Genomic DNA, 20,284 nt, shown 5'->3' on the forward strand with positions numbered 1-20,284 from the left:
CACACCTATCGAGTTATTTTACAGAGTTCCCTTTCAAACGGCTTTAATCTAGGATTATTTGTCCGTTCACGGAGCGGAAAAGTTTATGATAGTAAAATCTGATTACTCGGTGTATATGGCACGCAACACTCCGGAACTGGGTGACGACTCGTCGGACGGTGCGGACGAGAGAGCCGCCGGCGACGGCGCGATCGATCGACGATCGTATCTCAAACTCGCCGGCGCGGCCGCGGCGGCGATCGGGATCTCGGCGGGCGTCGCGGGCGCGCAATCGACCGAGGGAATGGAACGAATCGAACTCGACTACGACCGGTACGGCGATCCGTCACAGCTGTACACCGTCAACGACAATCGGAGCGGCATTCCGCCGGAATTCGTCTCTTCGCCGACGAACGGTTCGAATCAGGCGATTCGAACGGAGTTCTCGAGCGCGCAAAAGACCGCGAACCTCGAGTACCGGTTCGAGGAGAACGGCTACGAGATGCCGCGGGAGGTGTACACCAGCTTCAAGCTCTACCCCGACGGGATTCGGCTCAGCGCGAACGATACGGTTCGCATCTTCTGGCTGCCCCTGACGAACGGCCCCGGCTCGTCGGGCGGCGGCGCGACGGACGGAACCAACGGCTGGTCGAACGCGATCGGGTTCGCCAACCGGAACGACTCGCCGGCGCCGGACGGCTACAACTTCTTCAGCTACTCCTACCACATGGACCGGGGCGGCTCGGGCGACTTCCAGATGACGAGCGTCCCGATCTGGATGGACCAGTGGAACGAGATCGAGGGCTACGTCCGGTGTAACACGTTCTCCGGCGGCAGCGCGAACCGGGACGGCGTGATGCGCTACTGGGTCAACGGCGAACTCGCCTTCGAACGGACGAACCTCCGGATGACGACCACCGAGAGCAACCTCATCGAGGGCGTCGGCCCGCTGGGGTACGTCGTCGGCTCGAGCCTCTCCGGCGACGCGCTGATCTACGACGACCACGAGATCGCGATCGGCGGTATGCCCGCCGATCGGGACGACTCGCCGCCGTACGACGAGGATCCGACGCTGGTCGAGCCCAGCGCCCGCGACCAGTACGAGGAGCGGTTCACCTACCGGAACGGCGACGAGGAAGCCGCGTACCGCATCTACGTCGACGGCGACATCGTCCAGTCCGACTGGAGCCAGGCGACCTACAACGAGAGCGTCGAGATCACGTCCGACGAGTACGCCGTCGTCGAGGCGACGGCCGAACCCGGCACTATCGACGGTTACTTCTTCGACGGCGACATCGTCGCCATCTCCGCCGACCCCGACCCCTCGCAGCTGTGGGTCTCGGGCGAGCAGATCGATCCGGCCGACTATCCCGACGCGCCGCCGGCCGAGGACCGGTCCGACGAGCCCCTCGAGCACGTCGTGCTCGTCGACGGCCTCGGAACGACCGGCACCACCCGATACGAGTTCGCCGTCAGCGGCTCGGTCGAGAAATCGACGGACGGCGGTGCGTCGATCGACGACGGCGACGCCATCGACGGCGGACGCGTCACCGGTCTCGTCGGCGGCTGGCGCGACGCCTTCCGCTTCAGCGGCGAGCTCGAGGAGCTCACGGTCGACGGGGCCGCGCGCGTCTCCGTCGACGGCGAGGAGATCGATCCCGCCGACTACGGCGACGACCTGCCCCACGTCCTGACCGTGGTCGGGAACGGATCGGAGGCGAGCTACGAGCTGACCGTCGACGGGACGATCGACACCGTCCTGGGCGACGCGTCCGCCGTCGGCGCCGAACGGCAGACCTCCGAGACCGTGACGGGGACGATCGAGCGCGGCGTCCACCGGTTCCGCTTCTCCGGCGAACTCGTCGACGTCGCGTTCGCGACGGGCGAGACGCACGTGTACCTCGACGCCGAGCGCATCGATCCCGCCGACTACAGCGGCGAGACCCGCGTCCTCCCGCACGCGATCGTCATCGACGGCAGCGAGGCCGACGACGCGACCGACTACTCCTTCACCGTCGACGGCGACGTGATCCAGTCGAACTACCGCGACGCGACCGTCGACCGCGCCGACTCGCTCGAGGGCACGAGCGCCGCGGGCTCCGTCGGGGCGGGCGAGCGAGACGCCTACTTCTTCGACGGAGATATCACGGACTTCCAACTCGTCGGCGACGCCACCGTCGACGTTCACCACGAGATCCAGTAGGATCGTCGACTCGGCGTTTCGACGATTCGAGTACGTTCCGTTCCCTTCCGTTTCCCGTCCGTTACCGACGATTGAGCCGGCCGATTCCTCCCGTAGTAATAGCCTCTTTCCCCATCGTCGACGGACGGTAACGCTGCCTTTCGAGCAGCCGATATCGCCCGCCGTCGTCCATATCTGCTTTCGAGAATTATCGGACAATCGTAGTAGAAAGAAGATACACTCAGGATAATATGACGTTAATCAGTGGTAAAGGTTTATAACAGTATATCCTCGTTACCAGAGTTGCATGACGAGCGATCAGTCGGTAACCGAACGCGATCGATCGGTCGACGACGACCGAACCAGCGGTGCCGAGGCGGGTCTCGGCCGACGGTCCTATCTCAAGCTGGCCGGGTCGGCCGCCGCGGCGCTCGGAATCTCGGGCGTGGCGGGGTCGGCGGCCGCTGCCGGTGACGGCGACCTGATCTCCGTTAATTACGACGACTACAGCGCCCCGGGCGACGTCTACGACGTCAACGACGTTCGCGGCTCCCACCAGCCCGAGTTCGTCACGAACCGGACGACGACGGGCCGACAATCCCTCTACACGGCGTTTACCGGCGATCAGAAGATCGCCAACTGCGAGTACCGGTTCCCCGAGCACGTCGGCGACTACCAGGACGAGGTCTACACGCGGTTCAAAATCTACCCGGAGAACTTCGACCTCAATCAGGACGACACCATCCGAATGTTCTGGGGGCCCCTGACGAACGGTCCCGGCTCCTCGGGCGGCGGTAACACCGACGGAACGAACGGCTGGTCGAACGCGATCGGGTTCGCCAACCGGAACGACTCGCCGGCGCCGGAGGGGTACAAGTTCTTCAGCTACTCCTACCACCTCGACAACACCGGCTCCGGTGACTTCCAGATGACCGACGCCGTGGTGCAGATGGACGAGTGGAACGAGATCGAGTGCCACGTGAAGGTCAACTCCTACCGGAACGGCCAGGCCAACGCGGACGGCGTGATGCAGTACTGGGTCAACGGCGAGCTCGCCTTCGAGGACACCTCGATGCGCTTCACGACGACCGACGACAACCGGATCGAAGCCGTCGGCCCGCTGGGCTACGTCGTCGGCAACGCGTCCGACGCGGCGATGTACTACGACGAACACGACATCTGTCTCGACATGGACCGCGAGGAGGCCCGCGCCGCCCTCGAGAACCAGTAAGTTTCTCCGACCGACTCAGTCAGCTACCGGGGCGGAGTGCCGATTTTGTGCGCGAACGGTCGCTACGGCGTCACAGCCGTGAGCCGGTCGTAACACTCGGCCGGCGGACCGACCCATCCGCCCAGCGCCTTCGCCTCCTCGATCATTCGGCGGTAGATCGTCCGATACCCCGGAAACTCCTCCTCGTTTAGGTACCGCGGATGCCAGAGCGCGGTCATGATCGCGCCGTTGTCGGCCGCCTCCTCGAGCAGGCGCCGGCACTCGCGCCACGCGGCGTCGACCGAGGAGGTCTGGGAGAACAGCGTCGTCTCCATCACCGTCAGCGGGAAGACGACGAACTCGTCGTCGAACGGGCGGAGGACGTCGTACTGACCGTCGAAGCCGTAGCTGTCGCTCGAGCCGTAGCTGGCGTCGTACCGGAGGCCGATCTCCCGGTGGTGTTCCCACGTGTCGGGGAGTTTCGTGTTGAGGTAGTGCTGGCGGCCGCCGCGAACGGAGTCGCCGAGGACGTCCTCGAGGACGCGTTTCTCGTAACCCAACCGCTCGCGGTCGTCGTAGGAGTCGTAGGAGCCGTGCAGGCCGACCTCCCAGCCGCCGTCGTCGAGCGCCCGAACGACGTCGACGATCTCCGGGTCCGCGATGTCGTACCGGCCCGTGTAGAGCATCCAGTTGCGGGGCTCGAGCCACTCGCGGGGAGATTTCTCCCAGAGGCGTTTCTCGTTCAGGAAGTACCAGGCCGACCGGACGTCGAGGTCGTCCTCGAGGGCCATCAGCTCCTCGAACTGCCAGTAGGGACGCTCGTCGGTGACCAGCGACCGGAGGTGGGAGGGGTCGCGCTCCGCGGCGGCGTAGTAGGGCGCCTGGAACGTCTTGTAGGGCCGGTCGACGTCGTGGGTGAGACAGAGGGCGAACTCGTAGTCGTCGTCGAACGAACGGTCCGCCATCACGCGTCGCTCACCCGTTCGACCGTGTTCACGACGAAGTTCGTCGTGTCGATCGTCTCGTCGAGCAACGTCCGTCGGCGTTCCCGCCACGTCGAGTCGTCGATCGCCAGCAGTTCCCGAGCGGTGGCGGCGACTCGGCTCGGCTCGGCGTCCCGCTCGAGCCGGCGGACCAGCCCGTAGCGCGTCTCGAGTTCCTCGAGGACGCCGGCGTCCAGATCGGAGACGTACAGCGACGGCGTGCCGAGGACGGCGCTCTCGATGGCCATCGTCGCGCTCTCGCCGAGGAACAGGTCGGCGTGGGCCAGCAGGTCGTGGATCCGATCGGGCGGTAGGTCGATCCGCCGGTCGGCAAGCGCCGGCGGGAGGTCGCCCTCCGCCGAGACGAGAACGGTCGCCCCCTCGCGCTCGAGGTCGGCCACGAGGCGTTCGACGCCGGCCATCCCCTCCCGGCCGATGTCGTGGGCAGCGGTCCACGAGATCAGCCGCAAGACGACCAGCGACTCGTCGCCGACGCCGCCGGTCGAGCCGCCGGACCCAACGGATTCAGCTCCGGTGGCTGCCCCGGACGCGGCCCCGCCGTCGGTCGCCGCGGGAAGCCCCGCCTCGACCTGCGGCTCGAGGTCCGCGAGGACCGACGGATCGGGGCTGAACCGATCCGGATGGAGGTACGCCAGTTCGTGGTAGCCCGGATAGGTGTAGTGGGAAGAGCCGTGGTCGTCCCAGAACGCGCGGGGCGTACAGACGAGGTCGGCGAACGGCAACGCGAGCGCGTTCGACAGGGTCGCGTGCTCGGTGTCGGTAAACAGCACGCTGTGGCCGTCGACGACCGCGGACGCGTGTGCGACCCCCGGCTCGCCGATCGCGAGCATGACGTCCGGATCCAACCGCCGAACGCGTTTGAGCAGGCGGTACTCGTAGGTCGCCTGCACTTTCGCGAGCTCGAGGGGCGACGCCGCGCTCCCCGCGAGGCGCTCGTACTCGATGCCGTAGGCCTCGAGGAGGGCCTCGGTGACGTCTTTCTCGCGCGCGAAGACGCGGACGTCGTAGCCCCGATCCTCCAGTTCGCCGATCGCGTTCCTGAAGAAGTGAACGTGAGCCGGATGCTGGACGGTGACGACGACGCGGCCCGCAGGTGCGGTCGCCATCGTCACACCTCCATGGACTCGTTGGCCTGCATGTCGAACAGCATCGCGAAGAGGACGAACAGGCAGCCGGTGACGAGCAGGAGCGCGCTCACCGATCCGCGGACGAACAGCGGGGCGGCGAGCGTCAGCCAGGCGTACAGCGACCAGACGATTCCGGCGACGCCGACGCCGCAGATCGCCGTCCCGAGGAGGTAAAACAGCGCCAGCGGGTGGAAATCGAGGACGAGGTAGCGGGCCTTCAGCCGCCAGCAGAAGTTCCGGAGGAGCATTCCCGACACGTTCCAGATGTAGGAGGGGTAATCGATGCTCGACTCCTCGTCGCCGTAGACGGCCGGCATCGGGACGTCGGCGATCCGCATGCCGTGGGCGTTGAGCTTCACCAGCAAGTCGTTGCAGTAACCGTAGTACTCGTACATCTCCTCGATGCCGACGTTCTCGAGGGCTCGCCGGGAGATGGCGGTGTACCCGTTCTGCGGGTCCATCATCTTCCAGTAGCCGGAGGCGATCTTCGTCAGGAAGGTCAGGACCGAGTTGCCGAAGAACCGCCACCGCGACATGCCGTCGCGGTACTCCTTGTCGACCAGGCGGTTCCCCTTCGTGTAGTCCGCCTCGCCCTCGACGATCGGGTCGAGAAAGCGCGGCAGGATATCGGGGTCCATCTGTCCGTCGCCGCCCATCACGGCCGTGATGTCGAGCTTGTCCTCGAGGGCCTCGAGGTAGCCGGTCTTGATCGCGCCGCCGACGCCCCGATTCGTCTCGTGTTGAATCGGGACGACGCGCCGGTCGAACGCCGGACCGCCGTCGGTGGCGGCCGCCGGCTGTTCGTCGGCCCGAACGGCCGCGACGGACTTCTCGGCGCCGTTTATCTCCTCGGCCGTCCGGCGGATCTCGTCCCAGGTGCCGTCGGTCGAGCAGTCGTCGACGGCGTAGATCCGATCGACGTACTCCGGCATCGTCCTGAGCACGTCGCCGACGAACCCTTCCTCGTTGTACGCCGGAACGACGACGCCGATCGTGTGCTGTCTGTACATGCTCTCACCCTCCGTAGCGGGCGGTCTCGGGTTGCGTTCGATACCCTGCAATCCGTCCAATCAACGCCACTGGTCGATCGCGGGTTCCCCGTCCGCGCGCGCGATCGAACGGTCGCCCCGAACGGGGGACGGCGACTACCGATCCGGACGCGCTCTCGGTTCTCGGCGCGGCGAGGGCGTCGAAGCCGTCGTTCCCGTCCCGACGACGGTCGACCGCGGGACGAGCGCGCTCCGCGCGCTCGGCTACGGGGACACCGTCGGCTGTCCGGACAGCCACGGAGCGGCGATCGAAACCAGTCGAACTCTCCATAGCGAACACGGGGCTATTGTCACAGTGTGTAGAGTTTTGTTATTACAGTCGTACAATTCGTTCAGTCTCCTTAACACCGACGCAGAGTGATTCTCGATGGAGTTTTTCTCATCCATCGATGACAGAGAACAGCACATACACACCAAATTGTCAATGAATAATATACGAATGACTGGAACGCCGATACGTGTCAGGACCCAGACCGGAAGCGGCTCGGGATCGCTACCCCTGACGAACGCCGGTAAAGTCAGTAACGAACCCGACGGTTCAGGCACTCGAGAGCGACGACGCCGACGTTCGATCACGGCGGCGCGAGTAAGTACCCCCAACGACGCCTCGGCGGAACGATCCGATAGGGTCCGCGAGCGATAGGAATCGCTTTCGGCCGAACGAGCGCGACGATCGCGCGCTATGCAGTGGGTACAGCGGACCGAGCGCGGCGGTGATATCGGGCGCGGTCAGTAGCGGGGTCCGTCGCCGCCCGGCACTCGCAACCATTGACTATTGTTGTAGTGAATTGAATGACGGTGGTGGAAATGGATACGTCTCCTCGACGGCCGTCACCGCGAGCGAGTCGTCTCTCGGATATCATGTTCTGACGAAATCTCGCGATAGCGAATCTGTGATTACCATTCTCAAACGGGCGCTATCGTCGTTCGTCTACACGAAGTGTCACCGAATTCAACCACCGCGAGTAACTATCACGAAAAACGATCCAAACCGACGGTAGAACGGCTACACAGGGGTTTTTGGGGGTGAAGCTATACCATGCCAGTATGAGACTTCACAACAGGGAGATTCGACAGGACGTTCGAGAGCTCGGCGCGTTACTCGGCGACGTTCTCGAGGACCAGACCTCCCGGCAGGGGTTCGAGACGGTCGAGTCGTGCCGGCGGGCGGCGATCGACTACCGATCCGGTGATCTCGAGTCTCGCGAGCCGCTGATCTCGCGACTCGAGGGGCTGTCGCCTCACAATCAGCGGATCGTCGCGCGGGCGTTTACGACCTACTTCGAACTGATCAACCTCGCGGAGGAGCGCGAGCGGGTTCGGACGATCCGGACGGAGTCCAACGAGGGAACGCTCGAGGACAGCCTCGAGATGGCGGCCGAGGAACTCGGCGAGCGCGGCGTCGACACCGTCGAGGACGTGCTCGACGACGTCCTCATCGAGCCGACCTTCACGGCCCATCCGACGGAGGCGCGGCGCAAGACGGTCAAATCGAAGCTGCGGACGATCTCGACGCACCTCGAGACGCTGGACGAACGGTTGCTGACCGACAAGGAGCAAGCGCAGGTCTGGCGGGATATCGACGCGGAGGTGACGAGCCTCTGGCAGACGCCGCAGGTCCGAAACCGCCAGCCCGAACCCGAAGACGAGGCGCGCAACGTCCAGTGGTATCTCGAGAACACGCTGTTCGACGTCGTCGGCGAGGTCTACGACGAACTCGCGGACGCGATCGACGCGGAAACCGAGGGCGACCTCGAGATTCCGAAGCTGTTCGAGTTCCGCTCGTGGGCGGGCAGCGACCGCGACGGCAATCCCTACGTGACCCCCGAGGTGACTGCCAATACGCTCGAGCGCCAGCGCGAGGTCGTCCTCGAGAAGTACCGCGAACAACTCAAGCGCCTCTCGGGCGTCCTGAGCCAGGACGGGAGCCGCATCGATACGGGCTCCGCGTTCGAGGCCTCCCTCGAGGACGACCGCGAGCGGCTGCCCGGCGTCGCCCGCACGGCCGAGGAGCGGTATCCGGGCGAGCCCTACCGCCAGAAGCTCAAGCTCATGCGCGAGCGCCTCGCTCGGGTCGGGGACGTCCGGCCGGGCGGCTACGACGACGTCGACGAACTCCTCGACGACCTCGAAGTCATCGCGCGGAGCCTGCGGAACAACGGCGGCGAGAGCGTCGTCGAGGCCCACGTCGACCCGATTCGGCGCCAGGTCGCCACCTTCGGCTTCTCGCTGGCCAGTCTGGACCTGCGCGAACACCAGCAGAAACACACCGACGCCATCGCCGAAGCCCTCGAGGGCGAAGGGATCGACTACAAGTCGCTCTCCGAGGAGGAACGGACGGACCTGCTAACCGAGGCGATCCTCCAGGACGATCCCGTCGTCGATCTCTCGGAGACGGAGGGGCTCTCCGAGGACTCCGCGCGCGTGCTCCAACTCTTCGAGAACCTCGGCGACTGGCAGACCGAATACGGCGTCGAGGCGATCGACACGTACGCCATCTCGATGACCGACGAGCCAAGCCACGTCCTCGAGGTGCTGTTCCTCGCGGATCAGGCCGGCGTCGTCTCGCTGCCCGAGCACGCGGGCATCGACATCGTTCCGCTGCTCGAGACCGAGTACGCCCTCTCGGGGGCCCGACGAATCATGGGCACGCTGTTCGAAAACGAGGCCTACAGTCAGGCCCTCGAGGCCCGCGGGCAGACCCAGGAGATCATGCTGGGTTACTCGGACTCGAACAAGGAGAACGGCTTCCTGGCCGCGAACTGGTCGCTGTTTAAAACCAGCGCCGACTGGGCGAGATCTGCGACGATTACGACGTCCAGATGCGGCTGTTCCACGGCCGCGGCGGCTCGATTTCCCGCGGTGGCGGCCCGATGAACGAGGCGCTGCTGGCCCTGCCGAACAACACGATCACCGGCCAGGTCAAGTTCACCGAACAGGGCGAGGCGATCGCCGAGAAGTACGCCAACCCCCGCATCGCCGAGCGCAACATCGAGCAGATGCTCAACGCCCAGCTCCGGGCGCGGCTGTACGCCAAGGAAGAACCCGACGAGGAGGAACTCCCCGAGGAGTGGTTCGACGCGATGGAGACCATGGCCGACGTCGCCCGGCAGGAGTACCGCGATCTCCTCGAGAGCGACGGGTTCGTCCAGTACTTCGAGCAGGCGACGCCGATCACGGTCATCGAGGACCTGGATCTGGGGTCGCGACCCGCCTCCCGCAGCGGGGAGCGAACCGTCGAGGATCTCCGGCGATCCGTGGGTGTTCTCCTGGACCCAGTCGCGGTGTATCCTCCGGCTGGTACGCCGTCGCCGCGGGGATCGACGCGTACCTGGACGACGGAGGGTCCATGGACACCTCCAAGAGATGTACGACGAGTGGCCGTTCTTCCGCACCACGCTCGACAACGCCGCCCTCTCGCTGTCCCGGACCGAACTCGAGATCGCCGAGCAGTACGCCGACCTGGCGGAACCGGATCTCCGCGAACGGTTCTTCCCGCGCGTGACCGACGAGTACGAGCGGGCGACCGAACTGATCACCGAGATCGGCCAGCGCGAGGATCTCCACACCCGCGACTGGCTCGGCGAGAACTTAGCGCGGCGCAACCCCTACGTCGATCCGCTGAACATGTTGCAGGTCTACCTGCTCCAGCAGACCCACCGCACGGATATCGAGGAACGGACGCTCCGGCTGACGGTCAAGGGAATCGCCGCAGGGATGAAGAACACGGGCTGATCGATCGGTTCGGTCCGCGAGGCGGCTGACGCGGCCTCAGTCGTCCTCGTCGTATCGCTCCGCGGCCGACTCGAACCCCAACTCCTCGTGCTCGCGACCGCGGCGCTCCTCGAGGGCCGCGATCGCTTCCGGATCCGGCGCCGCGTCGTCGGTGATCCGCGCCCACGAGTTGTGGACTTTGGCGTGACACCACCGGCAGAGGTAGACCGTGATCTCGTGGGAGAGGGTCTCCCCGTCGCGCGCGTACGAGAGGTGGTGCTCCTCGAGCAGCGGCCGCTCGTCGTCGTGGGCCATGCGCTTTTCCGCGAGGCCACAGCGGACGCACTCCCGGTCGCGATTGCGCGAGCGGAAGTGCGGGCAGTCGGCCCACGTCCAGTCCGATTCGGGGTCGACGACGGGACACTCGTACTCGTCTTCGGCGCGCTCGCGGGCGAACTCGGGATCGTGCTCGTAGTGGTCGAACGCGTACCGGCAGTTCCCATCGCCGGTGAGGTGATCGCAGACGCCCGCGAACTCGTAGGGGTCGTCGACGCCGACCGACGTACCCCGCGGCGTTTTCTCCATGCGCGGTTAGCGGCCATTCGCACGGCGAGCAGTTGAACGTCACGGGTCGGGAGTCGGTTCCGGACGGCGAGCGTCGGCCGTCGGTTCTCGTCTCCGGAAACGTCAGTCTAGTTCTGGTCAGTAGCGTTGCCGTCGGTACGTTCGGCTTCGGGAATCGTCTCTTCCTGGTTCCGCCACCAGTCGTCCCCCTCGAGCAGTCGCGTTTCGATCTCCTCCTCGACCGGACTGAAGTTGATCGCGGTCAGCCGCGGATCGTTATCGAAGGGCGACCACTCCGGGCTCACCTCGAATACCAGCGGCCGGTCCGAGCCCTCTTCCTGGTTCGGGACGTATCCGAGGCTCACGTCGTACTGTCCGATGTCGGCTTCGTCCGCGACGAATAGCTGGACGTGTTCGCCGGTGTTGAGCCACCGGATCGTGCGCGTGTTGTAGCCGGTGAACCAGCTATCGTCGATCCCGCCGTAATTCGGCGACCAGTCGAGGGTATCCGAAACGATCGCAAACCGCGCTTCCGGATGGAAGTCGTTCTGGAAAATCAACCCCTCCCACGCGCCCTCGAGGACGCCGGGCCGCTCCTCGTCGTCCTCCTGTGCGCTCGTTACGCCCGACGCTGCGGCGCTCGCGACGGCGGTGACGACGACGCCCTTCTCGAGGAACGTCCGGCGCGATTCGTCGGAAACGGTTCGCTCAGGCCGGTGTTCGTTGCTGTGAGTCATGGTTCTCTCGTCCCCGGCGGACGCCCGCACGTAGAAACGGCGTCCAATAAAAGACGGACGTTCGTTCACGGTCGTAACCTTCTCGTGGCACCGCCCGTACGACCGTTTTCGGCGCATCACTGCGGTTACGGCAACGAACGACCGGTCCGTGCGGGAAAGATCGCGTTACAACGCAGTCGGAACGAGACGCGAAGCGGTTCCGCCGCGAAGACGGCGGACCGCTCGGTCTCGTCGCAGTCGGCTCGCGACGGCGCCTCGAGCGAGAAGACTTTTGCCACCCGCCTCCCGACTCGAGGGCGTGCAGTTGGTTCACGAAGCGGGTTCGAGCGGCGATGCGACCGACGAGGGCGGTGACCGACGAGTGCTGGCGGCGGACGTCGACCTCGCGGACTCGCTGCTGAGCCAGACCCGCGGCCTCATGTTCCGGCGATCGATGCCGGACGACTCCGCGCTCGCCTTCCGATTCGATTCCGCGAAGGTCCGCGACGTCCACATGCTGTTCGTCTTCTTCCCGATCGACGCCGTCTGGGTCGTCGACGGCGTCGTCGAACGAATCGAGCGCCTGCGCCCGTGGCGGAGCTTCGCCCGTGCGGAATGCGACCTGCTCGTCGAACTTCCGGCCGGCGCCGCGGACGGCGTCGAGGACGGTGACCGGGTCGTCCTCGAGTCCTGAACGCTCCCAAACGGCGGTGCTGAGCGGCCGAACGAATCGGGGACGGGGACTCCGGACCCCGTCTCAGCGAGTCGGGACCGGCGGATTTAAGTCAGCATACTGTGATAGAGGCACATACATATGTCCGAGGATAGAGGAAGTCGGGGCAACCCGGCTGGGCGTGAAATTCTCCGATGAAACGACCGTAACCACCGATTCGCTTCTACCTGTGACTCACTCCGCCACCGATACGATCGCTCCAGACCGCACAGTCCGCCTTCTCGATACGACGCTTCGCGACGGCGAACAAGCCCCGGGTGTCTCCCTGACGCCCGACGAGAAAGTCGAAATCGCCCGCTCGCTCGAGCGGGCGGGCGTCTCGGTCATCGAGGCGGGCAGCGCCTGCACCGGCGCGGGCGAGCGACAGGCCATCTCGCGGGTGACCGATCTCGAGCTCGACGCCCGCGTCACGAGCTTCTGTCGCGGAATGGAGTCCGACATCGATCTGGCCCTCGAGTGTGACGTCGACGGGGTCCACATCGTCGTCCCCGCGAGCGACCGCCACATCGAGGACAAGGTCGGCACCTCCCACGAGGACAACCTCGAGAAAACCGCCGAACTCGTCGCCTACGCGAAAGACCACGACCTCTGGGTCGAGGTCATCGGCGAGGACGGCTCCCGGGCCGATCTCGACTACCTCGAGGAGCTGATGGCGACGGCCGTCGACGCCGGCGCCGATCGGATCTGCTTCGCCGACACCGTCGGCCACACCGGGCCGGAGCGCACGGCCGAAGCGGTCGGTCGGCTCGCCGACGTCGGTCCGGTCAGCGTCCACACTCACGACGACCTCGGCCTGGGCGTCGCGAACGCGCTGGCGGCCGTCTCGGCCGGCGCCGACCTCGTTCACTGTACGGTCAACGGGCTCGGCGAACGCGCCGGCAACGTCGCGCTGGAGGAGGTCGCGATCGCCCTCTCGCACGTCTACGACGTGGAGACGCTCGAGCTGACGGAACTGTACGACCTCGCCCAGACCGTCTCGCGGGCGACCGGCGTCCAGCTCCCGCCGAACAAGGCCGTCATCGGCGAGAACGCCTTTACCCACGAGAGCGGGATCCACACCGACGGGACGCTCAAGGACGACAAGATGTACGAGCCCTACGAGCCCGAGACCGTCGGCCGCGAGCGCCGGCTCGCCCTCGGGAAGCACACCGGCCGCGCGGGCGTCGCGGCGACGCTCGAGGAACACGGCGTCGACGCCGCCGACGACGAGATCGCCGAAATCGCGAATCGCGTCACCGAACTCGGCGACCGGGGTCGTCGGGTCACGGACGCCGACCTGCTGGCGATCGCCGAGGACGTCACCGGCGACGACCGCGAGCGGGTCGTCGAACTGCTGGACCTCAACGCCACCAGCGGCGGTGCCGTTCCCACGGCGAGCGTCCGACTCGAGGTCGACGGCGAGGAACGCGTCGCCAGCGGAACCGGCTCCGGCCCCGTCGACGCCGCCGTCTCCGCGGTTCGCGAGGCGCTGGGATCGATGGCCGACGCCGAACTCGACTCCTACCACGTCGACGCCGTGACCGGCGGCACGGACGCCGTCGTCACCGTCGAGGTTACCATGATCCGCAACGATCGCTCCGTGACGGTCGCCCGCAGCGAGGCCGACATCACGCGCGCGAGCGTCGAGGCGATGGTCGACGCGCTCGATCGGTTGCTCGCGGCCGATCAGCAACCGCTCGCGCCGGCGGACGACTGAGGTCGCGACGAACCGTTTTTCACGCGTTTGCCGGAGAATAGCCGTTCAGGATTCGTCCCGCTAGTGGAACCGCTGGCGGGAGATGACGTTCCAGGGGTCGAGCAGGTAGACGCACGCGATGAACAGCGCGAGGAGCACGACGAACAGTTTGAGGATCTCGCTCGCGGTCGACGGGACGCCGGGCTCGATCGTGATCGCCATTACGGCCCCGACGCCGATCCAGAGGGCCCCGACGATCAGTCGTTGGCGAATGTTCATACGTGGACGTTCGCGGCGGGCGTAATGAACCCGACGGGTCGTCGCCAGTGGGCGACCCGCTTACAGGGAGGGGCCCTGCGGGCCGAACGTTCCCTCGTCGAGGACGTCCTTGCGGACGTCCGTCTGGTCGACGTCCTCGTAGGCGACCGGCCCCTCGACCTGGTGGGCTTCGGGGCCGGGCTGGTTGCCGATGTAGACGACGTTCGGATCCGTCCCGATGTCCTCGAGGAGTTTGAACTGCGACTGCGGATCGCCGCCGAAGTTCTCGAGGACTTCCTGTGCGAGCTCCTCGTCCGATCCCTGGAATTCCTCGTCCTCGCCCGGATCTTCGGCGAGCTCGAGTTCGACGAGCAGCTCCTGGCTCTCGAGGTCGAGTCCGTTTTCGTCGAGCGCACGGACGACGTCGAACACGGCCGCTTCCTGTTCGGCGAGCGTCTCGTTCGCCCCGTGTTCGGGTTCGCCGCCCTCTCCGAGAATGGCGACCGCCAACACGATCGCGATCGTCTCCTCGTCGAGGTCTTCGACGGACTCGACGACCGACTGGAGGTCCTGATCGTCGCCCTCGAGATTCTCCTCGATCGTCTGCGGGTCCGGGAGATCGGTTTCGATTCGGACGAGCGAGCGGCTTTTTGCGGTGTTCTCGATGTACCGTTGCGGATCGCTGTTCGGATCGTTCATATCGCCGAACTGAATGACCTCGGGCGGACAGGCGTCCTCGCAGGCCGTCCGGCCGACGAACTCCTCGCCCTTGCTGCCGTCCTGACGCGTCGGACAGAACGTACACTTCTCCATGACGCCCCGCGGCCCGCGGGCGCTGACCGGCCGGCCCCGCTCGTCGTACACGTGGTCCTCCTCGAGTTCGGACGCGGGGACTTCGGGCTCGTCCCACTGGAAGTAGTTGACGCCGTACGGGCAGGCGACCTGACAGTAGCGACAGCCGATACAGACGTCGTAGTCAGTCAGGACGAGTCCGTCGGAGTCGCGGGTGTGGCGCGCCGTCGTCGGACAGACCTTCTCACAGGGCGCGTCGGTGCAGTGCTGGCAGGGCCGAATGAGGCGGTAGTCTTCCTCCTCGTCGGTCGTCTCGTCCTGGTAGTCGAGGATGTACATCCAGTTGGCGCCCTGATCCCAGTCGTGTTCCTCGGCGCAGGCGACGACGCAGGAGAGACAGCCGTCGCAGTGTTCCAGATCGAGCGCCATCCCCCACTGGGTCCCTTCGTTCTCTTCGCCTCCCTCTTCGGACTCCGCCGTGACCGCGGCGGCCGGCGGTTCGTCCGAGCCGCCGTTAGAGATTCCCCAGGCGCCGAACCCCACCGCGCCGGCGCCCCCCATCTTCTTCATGACGTCCCGGCGCGACTCCTCGTCGACGCCGAACCGAGAGAGCGTGCTCTCGAGGCGCCCGTCCTCGTCGGCGTCGCCGGCCTCGATCGGTCGTTCGTCCTCGCCGAACTCGTCCATCACGTCCTCGTGATAGCGATCGTGGAATTCCTCCTCCGAGAGCTCCCCCTTGGTGACGCGCATGGCGTCTCTGGCCATCTCCATCCCCAACTCCGCGTCGTACTCCGTGTCCTCGAGTTCCGCCTCGAGGCCGTCCTGCCACTCTTCGCCGAGGGGATGGAACGTCTCCTCGTCCGCACCCTCGTGATCGTCGGAACTCACCGCTGTCCACCCCGATCGACGGCCGCCTGGTTACAATCGAGTCCCATTTTCTGCTACTACCGATTTCGGACCTATTTCGATAAACAGTGTGCTTGCGAATGGCATGCGGCCGCTCGACGCTCGCAGACGTCCCTCGCGGGACGGTACGCCGCACTCGACGACGCGGTGGTTCCGATTAGTGTCGTGGCTCGACTCGAGGACGGGTCTCGGACTCGAGAAGTCCGTCCGCTGTTCGTCTCGTTGCACCGTGAGAAACGCCGAGAGAGAGGTTTGAACGACGTGAAGACCTCATCCCGCGTCTTCTCTCGTTCAAATCTTCGCAGTCGTTTCGCAGCAACGGGCGTCGGTTCGCGCCGCTACGCGTCGCTCACCGGTTTGTTGCTGCAAAAGCGCCGAGAGGGAGATTTGAACTCCCGAGTCCGTGAGGACAGTAGATTTCGAATCTACCGCCTTGGCCGGGCTAGGCTATCTCGGCTCACTCATTCGTACCCGGGTGATGTTTTTACCCGTTTCGATTTTCGTCTCCCGTGGGAGTGCGTACCGCATGCCAGTCTCGGGGTCCCCGCTCGTCCTCAGAGGATATCACCGACGCGTCGCGGCTCGCCCTGGAGGTTCGGCTGTTCGGCGACGATCTGCAGCACTTCGTGGTCGGTCACGTCGTAGTAGGTCTTCTCCGTCGCCTCTTCGATGAGTTCTCGCTCGAGGCGGAACTCGGTGCCTTCGTAGACGACGTCGACCCCCTCTTCGTCGAACGCGAGAGTCGTCATGGACGGCCGTACGCGGCGCGGGATTAAAAGCGGGGCGTTGCGATTCGCGTCGCGTGAGACGCGCGTCAGACGCGCGGCGGACGACGCGCGAGGTTTATTAGTGGATACTCCTTTGGGGTGAAGTGTGGCCTTCAGCAGGGACCCGTTAGACGAACTGGTCGTTCCCGACGGAACGGAAGCCAAGGAAGTCGACCTCGTAACCGACGGTGACGTCCTCGTCGGCGGTCGGTCGACCGTCGAGTTCGGGGTCCGCGGCCGAAACGTCCTCGCCGGCGAAGCCGTCGAGTTCGGCGGCGCCATCGAAGCCGAGGCGGACTGTCGTCTCGACATGTGGTGCGAGGTCGCCGAAAACGTACTGGTCGGGCAGGACGCCTACATCGGCGAGCGCGTCCACGTCGCCGGCGAGATGAAAGTCGCCGGCGACCTCGATATCGGCGACGACGTCGAGATCGAGGAGGGGTTCGAGGCCAACGGCTGGATCGTCATCCGCAACCCCATGCCGACGATCGTGTTCCTGTTCGTCTACCTCAAACACCTCCTGCTGATCGGCGAGGAACAGACCGCGCAGCGACTCGTCTCCGAACTCGTCGACGAGGACGAGGGCGAGGAGATCGACGCCGATCCGCTCGTGATCCCCAAGAACGCGACGGTCAGCGACGACGCCTGGCGGGTCTCGACGCCCGCGACGATCGGCGACGACTGCCGGCTCCACGGCAACGTCCGCGCCGAGACGATCGCCGTCGGCGCCGAGACGACGATCTTCGGCAGCCTCCGGGCTCGAGGCGACGTCACCGTCGGCGAGGGAACGCGAATCCACGGCGACCTGACCACGCGCGACGGCGACGTCACGATCGCGGCGGGCGCTCGCGTCCTCGGTGACGTCTCGTGTGCGGCGCTCGAGCTCGGCCCCGACGCGGAGATCGACGGGACGATCCGCGCCAACGGCGAGATCACGATGGGGACGACCGACCGCGAACCCGAGTGAGGGCGGTTCGCAGGCGCGAAAACGGAGCGGGGCGCTCAGTAGATCAGTTCGTCGTCGTTTTCGACCATGTACAGCGTCCGCGCCGCGATGTTGACCGAGTGATCGCCGACGCGCTCCAGGTCGCGGATCGTCAACAGGAGCCGCGAGACGTCCTGCAACAACAGTTCGACCTCTTCGGGCGAATCGAGTTCGCGCTCGATCAGGTCGCGGACGACGATCTCGCTGGCTCGCTCGGCGAAGTGATCGAGGTCGTCGTCGCGGGCGGCGAGTTCGCGACAGGCCGCAGTGTCTTCCTCGTCGTAGGCGACCATCGCGTCCTCGATCATCTGGAGGGTCAGTTCGCCCATCTCCTGGACGTCGACGTCGGGGAACAGGTTCTCCTCGGCGTCCAGCGTGTACTCGCCGAGGTTCGTCGCGAGGTCGGCGATCCGCTCGAGGTCGGTGATGATCTTGAACGAGGCGGCGATAAACCGGAGGTCGCTCGCGACCGGCTGCTGGAGCGCCAGCAGGTCGATGCAGTCCTGCTCTAAGTTGAGGTACATCCGGTTGATCTCGCCGTCGCCCTCGATTACCTCCCGGGCGAGTTCGCGGTCTTTCTGCTCGAGGGCGTCGAGCCCCATCCGAAGTCGCTCCATGACGACTTCGCTCATGTAGAGGATGTCCTCGCGGAGTTCCGCGAGTTTCTCCTGATACGATTTTCTGGCCATGGTTCAGCCACCTTTCCGGGCGTAGATATAACTTGTGCCACCGAACTACCGGAACCGCCCGTCGCAGGCTGCATCGATCCGCGAGCGAAGTGTCGGGCCGCTACGACGCTTGAAACCCTGTCAAATCGACGCGATGGGTACAGGCCGTCGAGACCACTCACGAACAGTAGGCAGTAACACAGCTTCGGTATTCGGAGTGGGATGTAAATCTTTCGTTCAGTGCGGGAGAAGAATTGAACAATCCTTTCCTCGTAGAGGCGCTGCTGACAGCTAATGGGTGACGACGGATCACCGAGCGGTTCTCAAGAAACTCTCACGGACGAGCTTGAGCGTCGGAATAGGTTCTTACAGCAGGTCTCAGAGATCATCTCAGATACTGACCAGCCGTTCTTAGAGCAAATCGATTCTCTCCTGGAAACCGGTCGTGACGCCGTCGGGGCGGAGTTCGCGGCGTTCTCATTTGTAGATGACGACGCCTGCGTCTTCGAGGCAATTGACGTCCCAAACGGAGCCGATATTCAGCGGGGAGATTCGGTTCCGCTTCCCGAGGTCCCGAAGTCCAAACGCGTCGTTGAAACCGAGCAGACGCTCGTCCTCGGGGACGTCGAAGCGCAAGCCCCGGAGTTAGCAGATCCCCGGGGAATGGCCTGTTACCTCGGGGCGCCGATATTCGATGCCGACGAGGTCTACGGAACGTTTTGCTTGTGCGGGACGGAGGCCAGGAGCGATGGTTTCTCCGACTGGGAGGTGACGTTTATCGAACTCCTCAGCAATTGGGTGAGTACGCAGCTCCAACAGCGAGAACAGTATCAATCCTTACGCGATACGCGATTACATATGGAGGCGGCGGTGGACGCCGGCGCAGTCGGGACGTGGGAGTGGGACATTCCTGCAGACCAGTTCGTTACCGGACGATCTTTCGCGAGGACCTTCGGAGTCGACCCGGATAAGGCCAGCGAGGGCGTGCCGCTTCAAGAGCTGCTCGATTCCATTCACGAGGACGACCGTGACCGAGTGACGCGGGAAATCGAAGACGCCGTCGAATCCTGCGGCGAGTACGAAGCCGAATACCGCGTTTGGAACGCCGACGACGAACTGCAGTGGGTCATCGCCCGCGGATACGTCGAGTGCGACGACGACGGGAACCCGCTGACCTTCCCTGGTGCGCTCACTGATATCACGGAACAAAAGCAAGCCGAGCGACGACTCGAAACCGTGAACGAACGGCTCAGGGCGTCGAACGAACGGCTCGAGCAGTTCGCCCACGCTGCTTCGCACGATCTGCAAGAGCCGCTGCGGATGGTGTCGAGCTATCTCCAATTGATCGAAAACCAGTACGGGGAGACGCTGGACGAGGAGGGTCGAGAATTTCTCGAGTTCGCCGTCGATGGCGCAGACCGGATGCGCAATATGATCGACGCGCTGCTCGCGTATTCGCGAGTCGAGACGCAGGGCGATCCGTTCGAACCGGTCGATTTGAACGATGTGTTGATGGACGTGCAGACGGACCTCCAACGGAAGATCGAGGAAACCGATGCCGAGATAGCCGTTACGGACCTCCCTCGCGTCGAAGGAGACGCTAGCCAACTGCGACAGCTGTTCCAGAATCTGCTGGACAACGCGCTCGAATACAGCGGCGACGAACCGCCGCGCGTCTCCGTATCGGCTGAACGAGACAGAACGAAGGGAATTATCGCCGTCCGCGACGAAGGGATCGGCATCGAGCCCGGGAACCACGACCGAATCTTCGAGGTGTTCGAACGCCTCCACAGTCGTGAAGACCACTCCGGCACGGGGATCGGGCTATCGCTCTGTGAACGGATCGCCGAGCGTCACGATGGCGAGATGTGGGTGGAGTCCGAACCGGGGAACGGGACGACAGTTTTCGACTCCTTGCCGATCTACGACGCATAAGGCGGGCTGATGGGGCTGTC

The 20,284-nt window shown here is 65.1% G+C and carries 16 protein-coding genes, 1 tRNA gene and 1 pseudogene; 8 read left to right on the top strand and 10 right to left on the bottom strand.

The genetic code is table 11. The features are described from left to right. Positions 1-115: 115 nt before the first annotated feature. Both HTZ84_RS03230 and HTZ84_RS03235 read left to right on the top strand, forming a co-directional pair. Positions 116-2,182 carry a hypothetical protein gene (locus HTZ84_RS03230; protein WP_254611703.1) on the top strand — a complete coding sequence of 689 codons (2,067 nt, stop codon included), beginning with the start codon at positions 116-118 and terminating at the stop codon, positions 2,180-2,182. A gap of 286 nt (positions 2,183-2,468) precedes the next feature. Beyond that, positions 2,469-3,392, top strand: coding sequence for a hypothetical protein (locus HTZ84_RS03235; RefSeq protein WP_174679367.1), 924 nt, complete (start codon positions 2,469-2,471; stop codon positions 3,390-3,392). Between the two features lie 62 nt (positions 3,393-3,454). Here HTZ84_RS03235 and HTZ84_RS03240 read toward each other — a convergent pair whose 3' ends face one another. From HTZ84_RS03240 to HTZ84_RS03250, 3 genes are read right to left on the bottom strand one after another with little or no spacing between them, the layout of a single operon-like run. After that, the gene (locus HTZ84_RS03240) at positions 3,455-4,336 is read right to left on the bottom strand and encodes a polysaccharide deacetylase family protein (protein WP_174679368.1); all 882 of its coding nucleotides are present in this window, start codon (positions 4,334-4,336) and stop codon (positions 3,455-3,457) included. Further along, positions 4,336-5,481 (bottom strand): DUF354 domain-containing protein, encoded by a 1,146-nt coding sequence (locus HTZ84_RS03245; protein ID WP_174679369.1) that lies wholly within the window; start codon positions 5,479-5,481, stop codon positions 4,336-4,338. Before HTZ84_RS03245 ends, HTZ84_RS03240 begins: the two co-directional genes overlap by 1 nt. Before the next feature lie 2 nt (positions 5,482-5,483). Beyond that, the gene (locus HTZ84_RS03250; protein ID WP_174679370.1) at positions 5,484-6,512 is read right to left on the bottom strand and encodes a glycosyltransferase family 2 protein; all 1,029 of its coding nucleotides are present in this window, start codon (positions 6,510-6,512) and stop codon (positions 5,484-5,486) included. A gap of 1,086 nt (positions 6,513-7,598) precedes the next feature. Here HTZ84_RS03250 and HTZ84_RS03255 point away from each other — a divergent pair. Both HTZ84_RS03255 and HTZ84_RS22745 read left to right on the top strand, forming a co-directional pair. Beyond that, a pseudogene (locus HTZ84_RS03255) lies at positions 7,599-9,742 on the top strand (phosphoenolpyruvate carboxylase); the annotation flags it as partial. 70 nt (positions 9,743-9,812) lie between these two features. Further along, positions 9,813-10,286 (top strand): phosphoenolpyruvate carboxylase, encoded by a 474-nt coding sequence (locus tag HTZ84_RS22745; RefSeq protein ID WP_309138883.1) that lies wholly within the window; start codon positions 9,813-9,815, stop codon positions 10,284-10,286. A gap of 36 nt (positions 10,287-10,322) precedes the next feature. On the opposite strand, the gene HTZ84_RS03260 is transcribed toward HTZ84_RS22745, so the two are convergent. Beyond that, positions 10,323-10,850 carry a DUF7097 family protein gene (locus HTZ84_RS03260; protein WP_174679371.1) on the bottom strand — a complete coding sequence of 176 codons (528 nt, stop codon included), beginning with the start codon at positions 10,848-10,850 and terminating at the stop codon, positions 10,323-10,325. Positions 10,851-10,957: 107 nt separating this feature from the next. After that, positions 10,958-11,566 carry a hypothetical protein gene (locus HTZ84_RS03265; protein ID WP_174679372.1) on the bottom strand — a complete coding sequence of 203 codons (609 nt, stop codon included), beginning with the start codon at positions 11,564-11,566 and terminating at the stop codon, positions 10,958-10,960. 298 nt (positions 11,567-11,864) lie between these two features. Here HTZ84_RS03265 and HTZ84_RS03270 point away from each other — a divergent pair, with 298 nt between their 5' ends. Both HTZ84_RS03270 and HTZ84_RS03275 read left to right on the top strand, forming a co-directional pair. After that, positions 11,865-12,239: a DUF192 domain-containing protein gene (locus tag HTZ84_RS03270; RefSeq protein WP_174679373.1), complete on the top strand. Its 375-nt coding sequence runs from the start codon at positions 11,865-11,867 to the stop codon at positions 12,237-12,239. Positions 12,240-12,447: 208 nt separating this feature from the next. Next, positions 12,448-13,974 (top strand): (R)-citramalate synthase, encoded by a 1,527-nt coding sequence (locus HTZ84_RS03275; RefSeq protein ID WP_174679374.1) that lies wholly within the window; start codon positions 12,448-12,450, stop codon positions 13,972-13,974. A gap of 60 nt (positions 13,975-14,034) precedes the next feature. On the opposite strand, the gene HTZ84_RS03280 is transcribed toward HTZ84_RS03275, so the two are convergent. From HTZ84_RS03280 to HTZ84_RS03295, 4 genes are all read right to left on the bottom strand, one after another. After that, positions 14,035-14,232, bottom strand: coding sequence for a hypothetical protein (locus HTZ84_RS03280; protein ID WP_174679375.1), 198 nt, complete (start codon positions 14,230-14,232; stop codon positions 14,035-14,037). Positions 14,233-14,292: 60 nt separating this feature from the next. Beyond that, positions 14,293-15,891, bottom strand: coding sequence for a 4Fe-4S ferredoxin N-terminal domain-containing protein (locus tag HTZ84_RS03285; RefSeq protein WP_174679376.1), 1,599 nt, complete (start codon positions 15,889-15,891; stop codon positions 14,293-14,295). Positions 15,892-16,281: 390 nt separating this feature from the next. Next, positions 16,282-16,366, bottom strand: a tRNA-Ser gene (locus tag HTZ84_RS03290). A gap of 97 nt (positions 16,367-16,463) precedes the next feature. Continuing rightward, positions 16,464-16,658 carry a DUF5800 family protein gene (locus HTZ84_RS03295; RefSeq protein WP_008894610.1) on the bottom strand — a complete coding sequence of 65 codons (195 nt, stop codon included), beginning with the start codon at positions 16,656-16,658 and terminating at the stop codon, positions 16,464-16,466. Positions 16,659-16,782: 124 nt separating this feature from the next. Between HTZ84_RS03295 and HTZ84_RS03300 the strand changes: the two genes are divergently transcribed. Then, positions 16,783-17,643 carry a polymer-forming cytoskeletal protein gene (locus HTZ84_RS03300; RefSeq protein ID WP_174679377.1) on the top strand — a complete coding sequence of 287 codons (861 nt, stop codon included), beginning with the start codon at positions 16,783-16,785 and terminating at the stop codon, positions 17,641-17,643. A 35-nt stretch (positions 17,644-17,678) separates the two neighbouring features. Here the strand turns inward: HTZ84_RS03300 and phoU are convergent, their stop codons facing one another. Beyond that, on the bottom strand, positions 17,679-18,350 hold the full coding sequence (gene phoU / locus HTZ84_RS03305; protein WP_174679378.1) for a phosphate signaling complex protein PhoU: 672 nt from the start codon (positions 18,348-18,350) through the stop codon (positions 17,679-17,681). Between the two features lie 273 nt (positions 18,351-18,623). On the opposite strand from phoU, the gene HTZ84_RS03310 reads away from it, so the two are divergent. Next, on the top strand, positions 18,624-20,264 hold the full coding sequence (locus HTZ84_RS03310; RefSeq protein ID WP_174679379.1) for a GAF domain-containing sensor histidine kinase: 1,641 nt from the start codon (positions 18,624-18,626) through the stop codon (positions 20,262-20,264). Positions 20,265-20,284: the final 20 nt, after the last annotated feature.

The sequence above is a fragment of the Haloterrigena gelatinilytica genome, assembly GCF_013342145.1.
GTDB lineage: Archaea > Halobacteriota > Halobacteria > Halobacteriales > Natrialbaceae > Haloterrigena > Haloterrigena gelatinilytica.

What these genes read in the sequence shown, in the direction of transcription:
- HTZ84_RS03260 (WP_174679371.1), bottom strand. Translation starts at nt 10,850, where the DNA reads ATGGAGAAAACGCCGCGGGGTACGTCGGTCGGCGTCGACGACCCCTAC.
- HTZ84_RS03245 (WP_174679369.1), bottom strand. Translation starts at nt 5,481, where the DNA reads ATGGCGACCGCACCTGCGGGCCGCGTCGTCGTCACCGTCCAGCATCCG.
- HTZ84_RS03240 (WP_174679368.1), bottom strand. Translation starts at nt 4,336, where the DNA reads ATGGCGGACCGTTCGTTCGACGACGACTACGAGTTCGCCCTCTGTCTC.
- HTZ84_RS03310 (WP_174679379.1), top strand. Translation starts at nt 18,624, where the DNA reads ATGGGTGACGACGGATCACCGAGCGGTTCTCAAGAAACTCTCACGGAC.
- HTZ84_RS03280 (WP_174679375.1), bottom strand. Translation starts at nt 14,232, where the DNA reads ATGAACATTCGCCAACGACTGATCGTCGGGGCCCTCTGGATCGGCGTC.
- HTZ84_RS03250 (WP_174679370.1), bottom strand. Translation starts at nt 6,512, where the DNA reads ATGTACAGACAGCACACGATCGGCGTCGTCGTTCCGGCGTACAACGAG.
- phoU (WP_174679378.1), bottom strand. Translation starts at nt 18,350, where the DNA reads ATGGCCAGAAAATCGTATCAGGAGAAACTCGCGGAACTCCGCGAGGAC.
- HTZ84_RS03295 (WP_008894610.1), bottom strand. Translation starts at nt 16,658, where the DNA reads ATGACGACTCTCGCGTTCGACGAAGAGGGGGTCGACGTCGTCTACGAA.
- HTZ84_RS03230 (WP_254611703.1), top strand. Translation starts at nt 116, where the DNA reads ATGGCACGCAACACTCCGGAACTGGGTGACGACTCGTCGGACGGTGCG.
- HTZ84_RS03265 (WP_174679372.1), bottom strand. Translation starts at nt 11,566, where the DNA reads ATGACTCACAGCAACGAACACCGGCCTGAGCGAACCGTTTCCGACGAA.
- HTZ84_RS03235 (WP_174679367.1), top strand. Translation starts at nt 2,469, where the DNA reads ATGACGAGCGATCAGTCGGTAACCGAACGCGATCGATCGGTCGACGAC.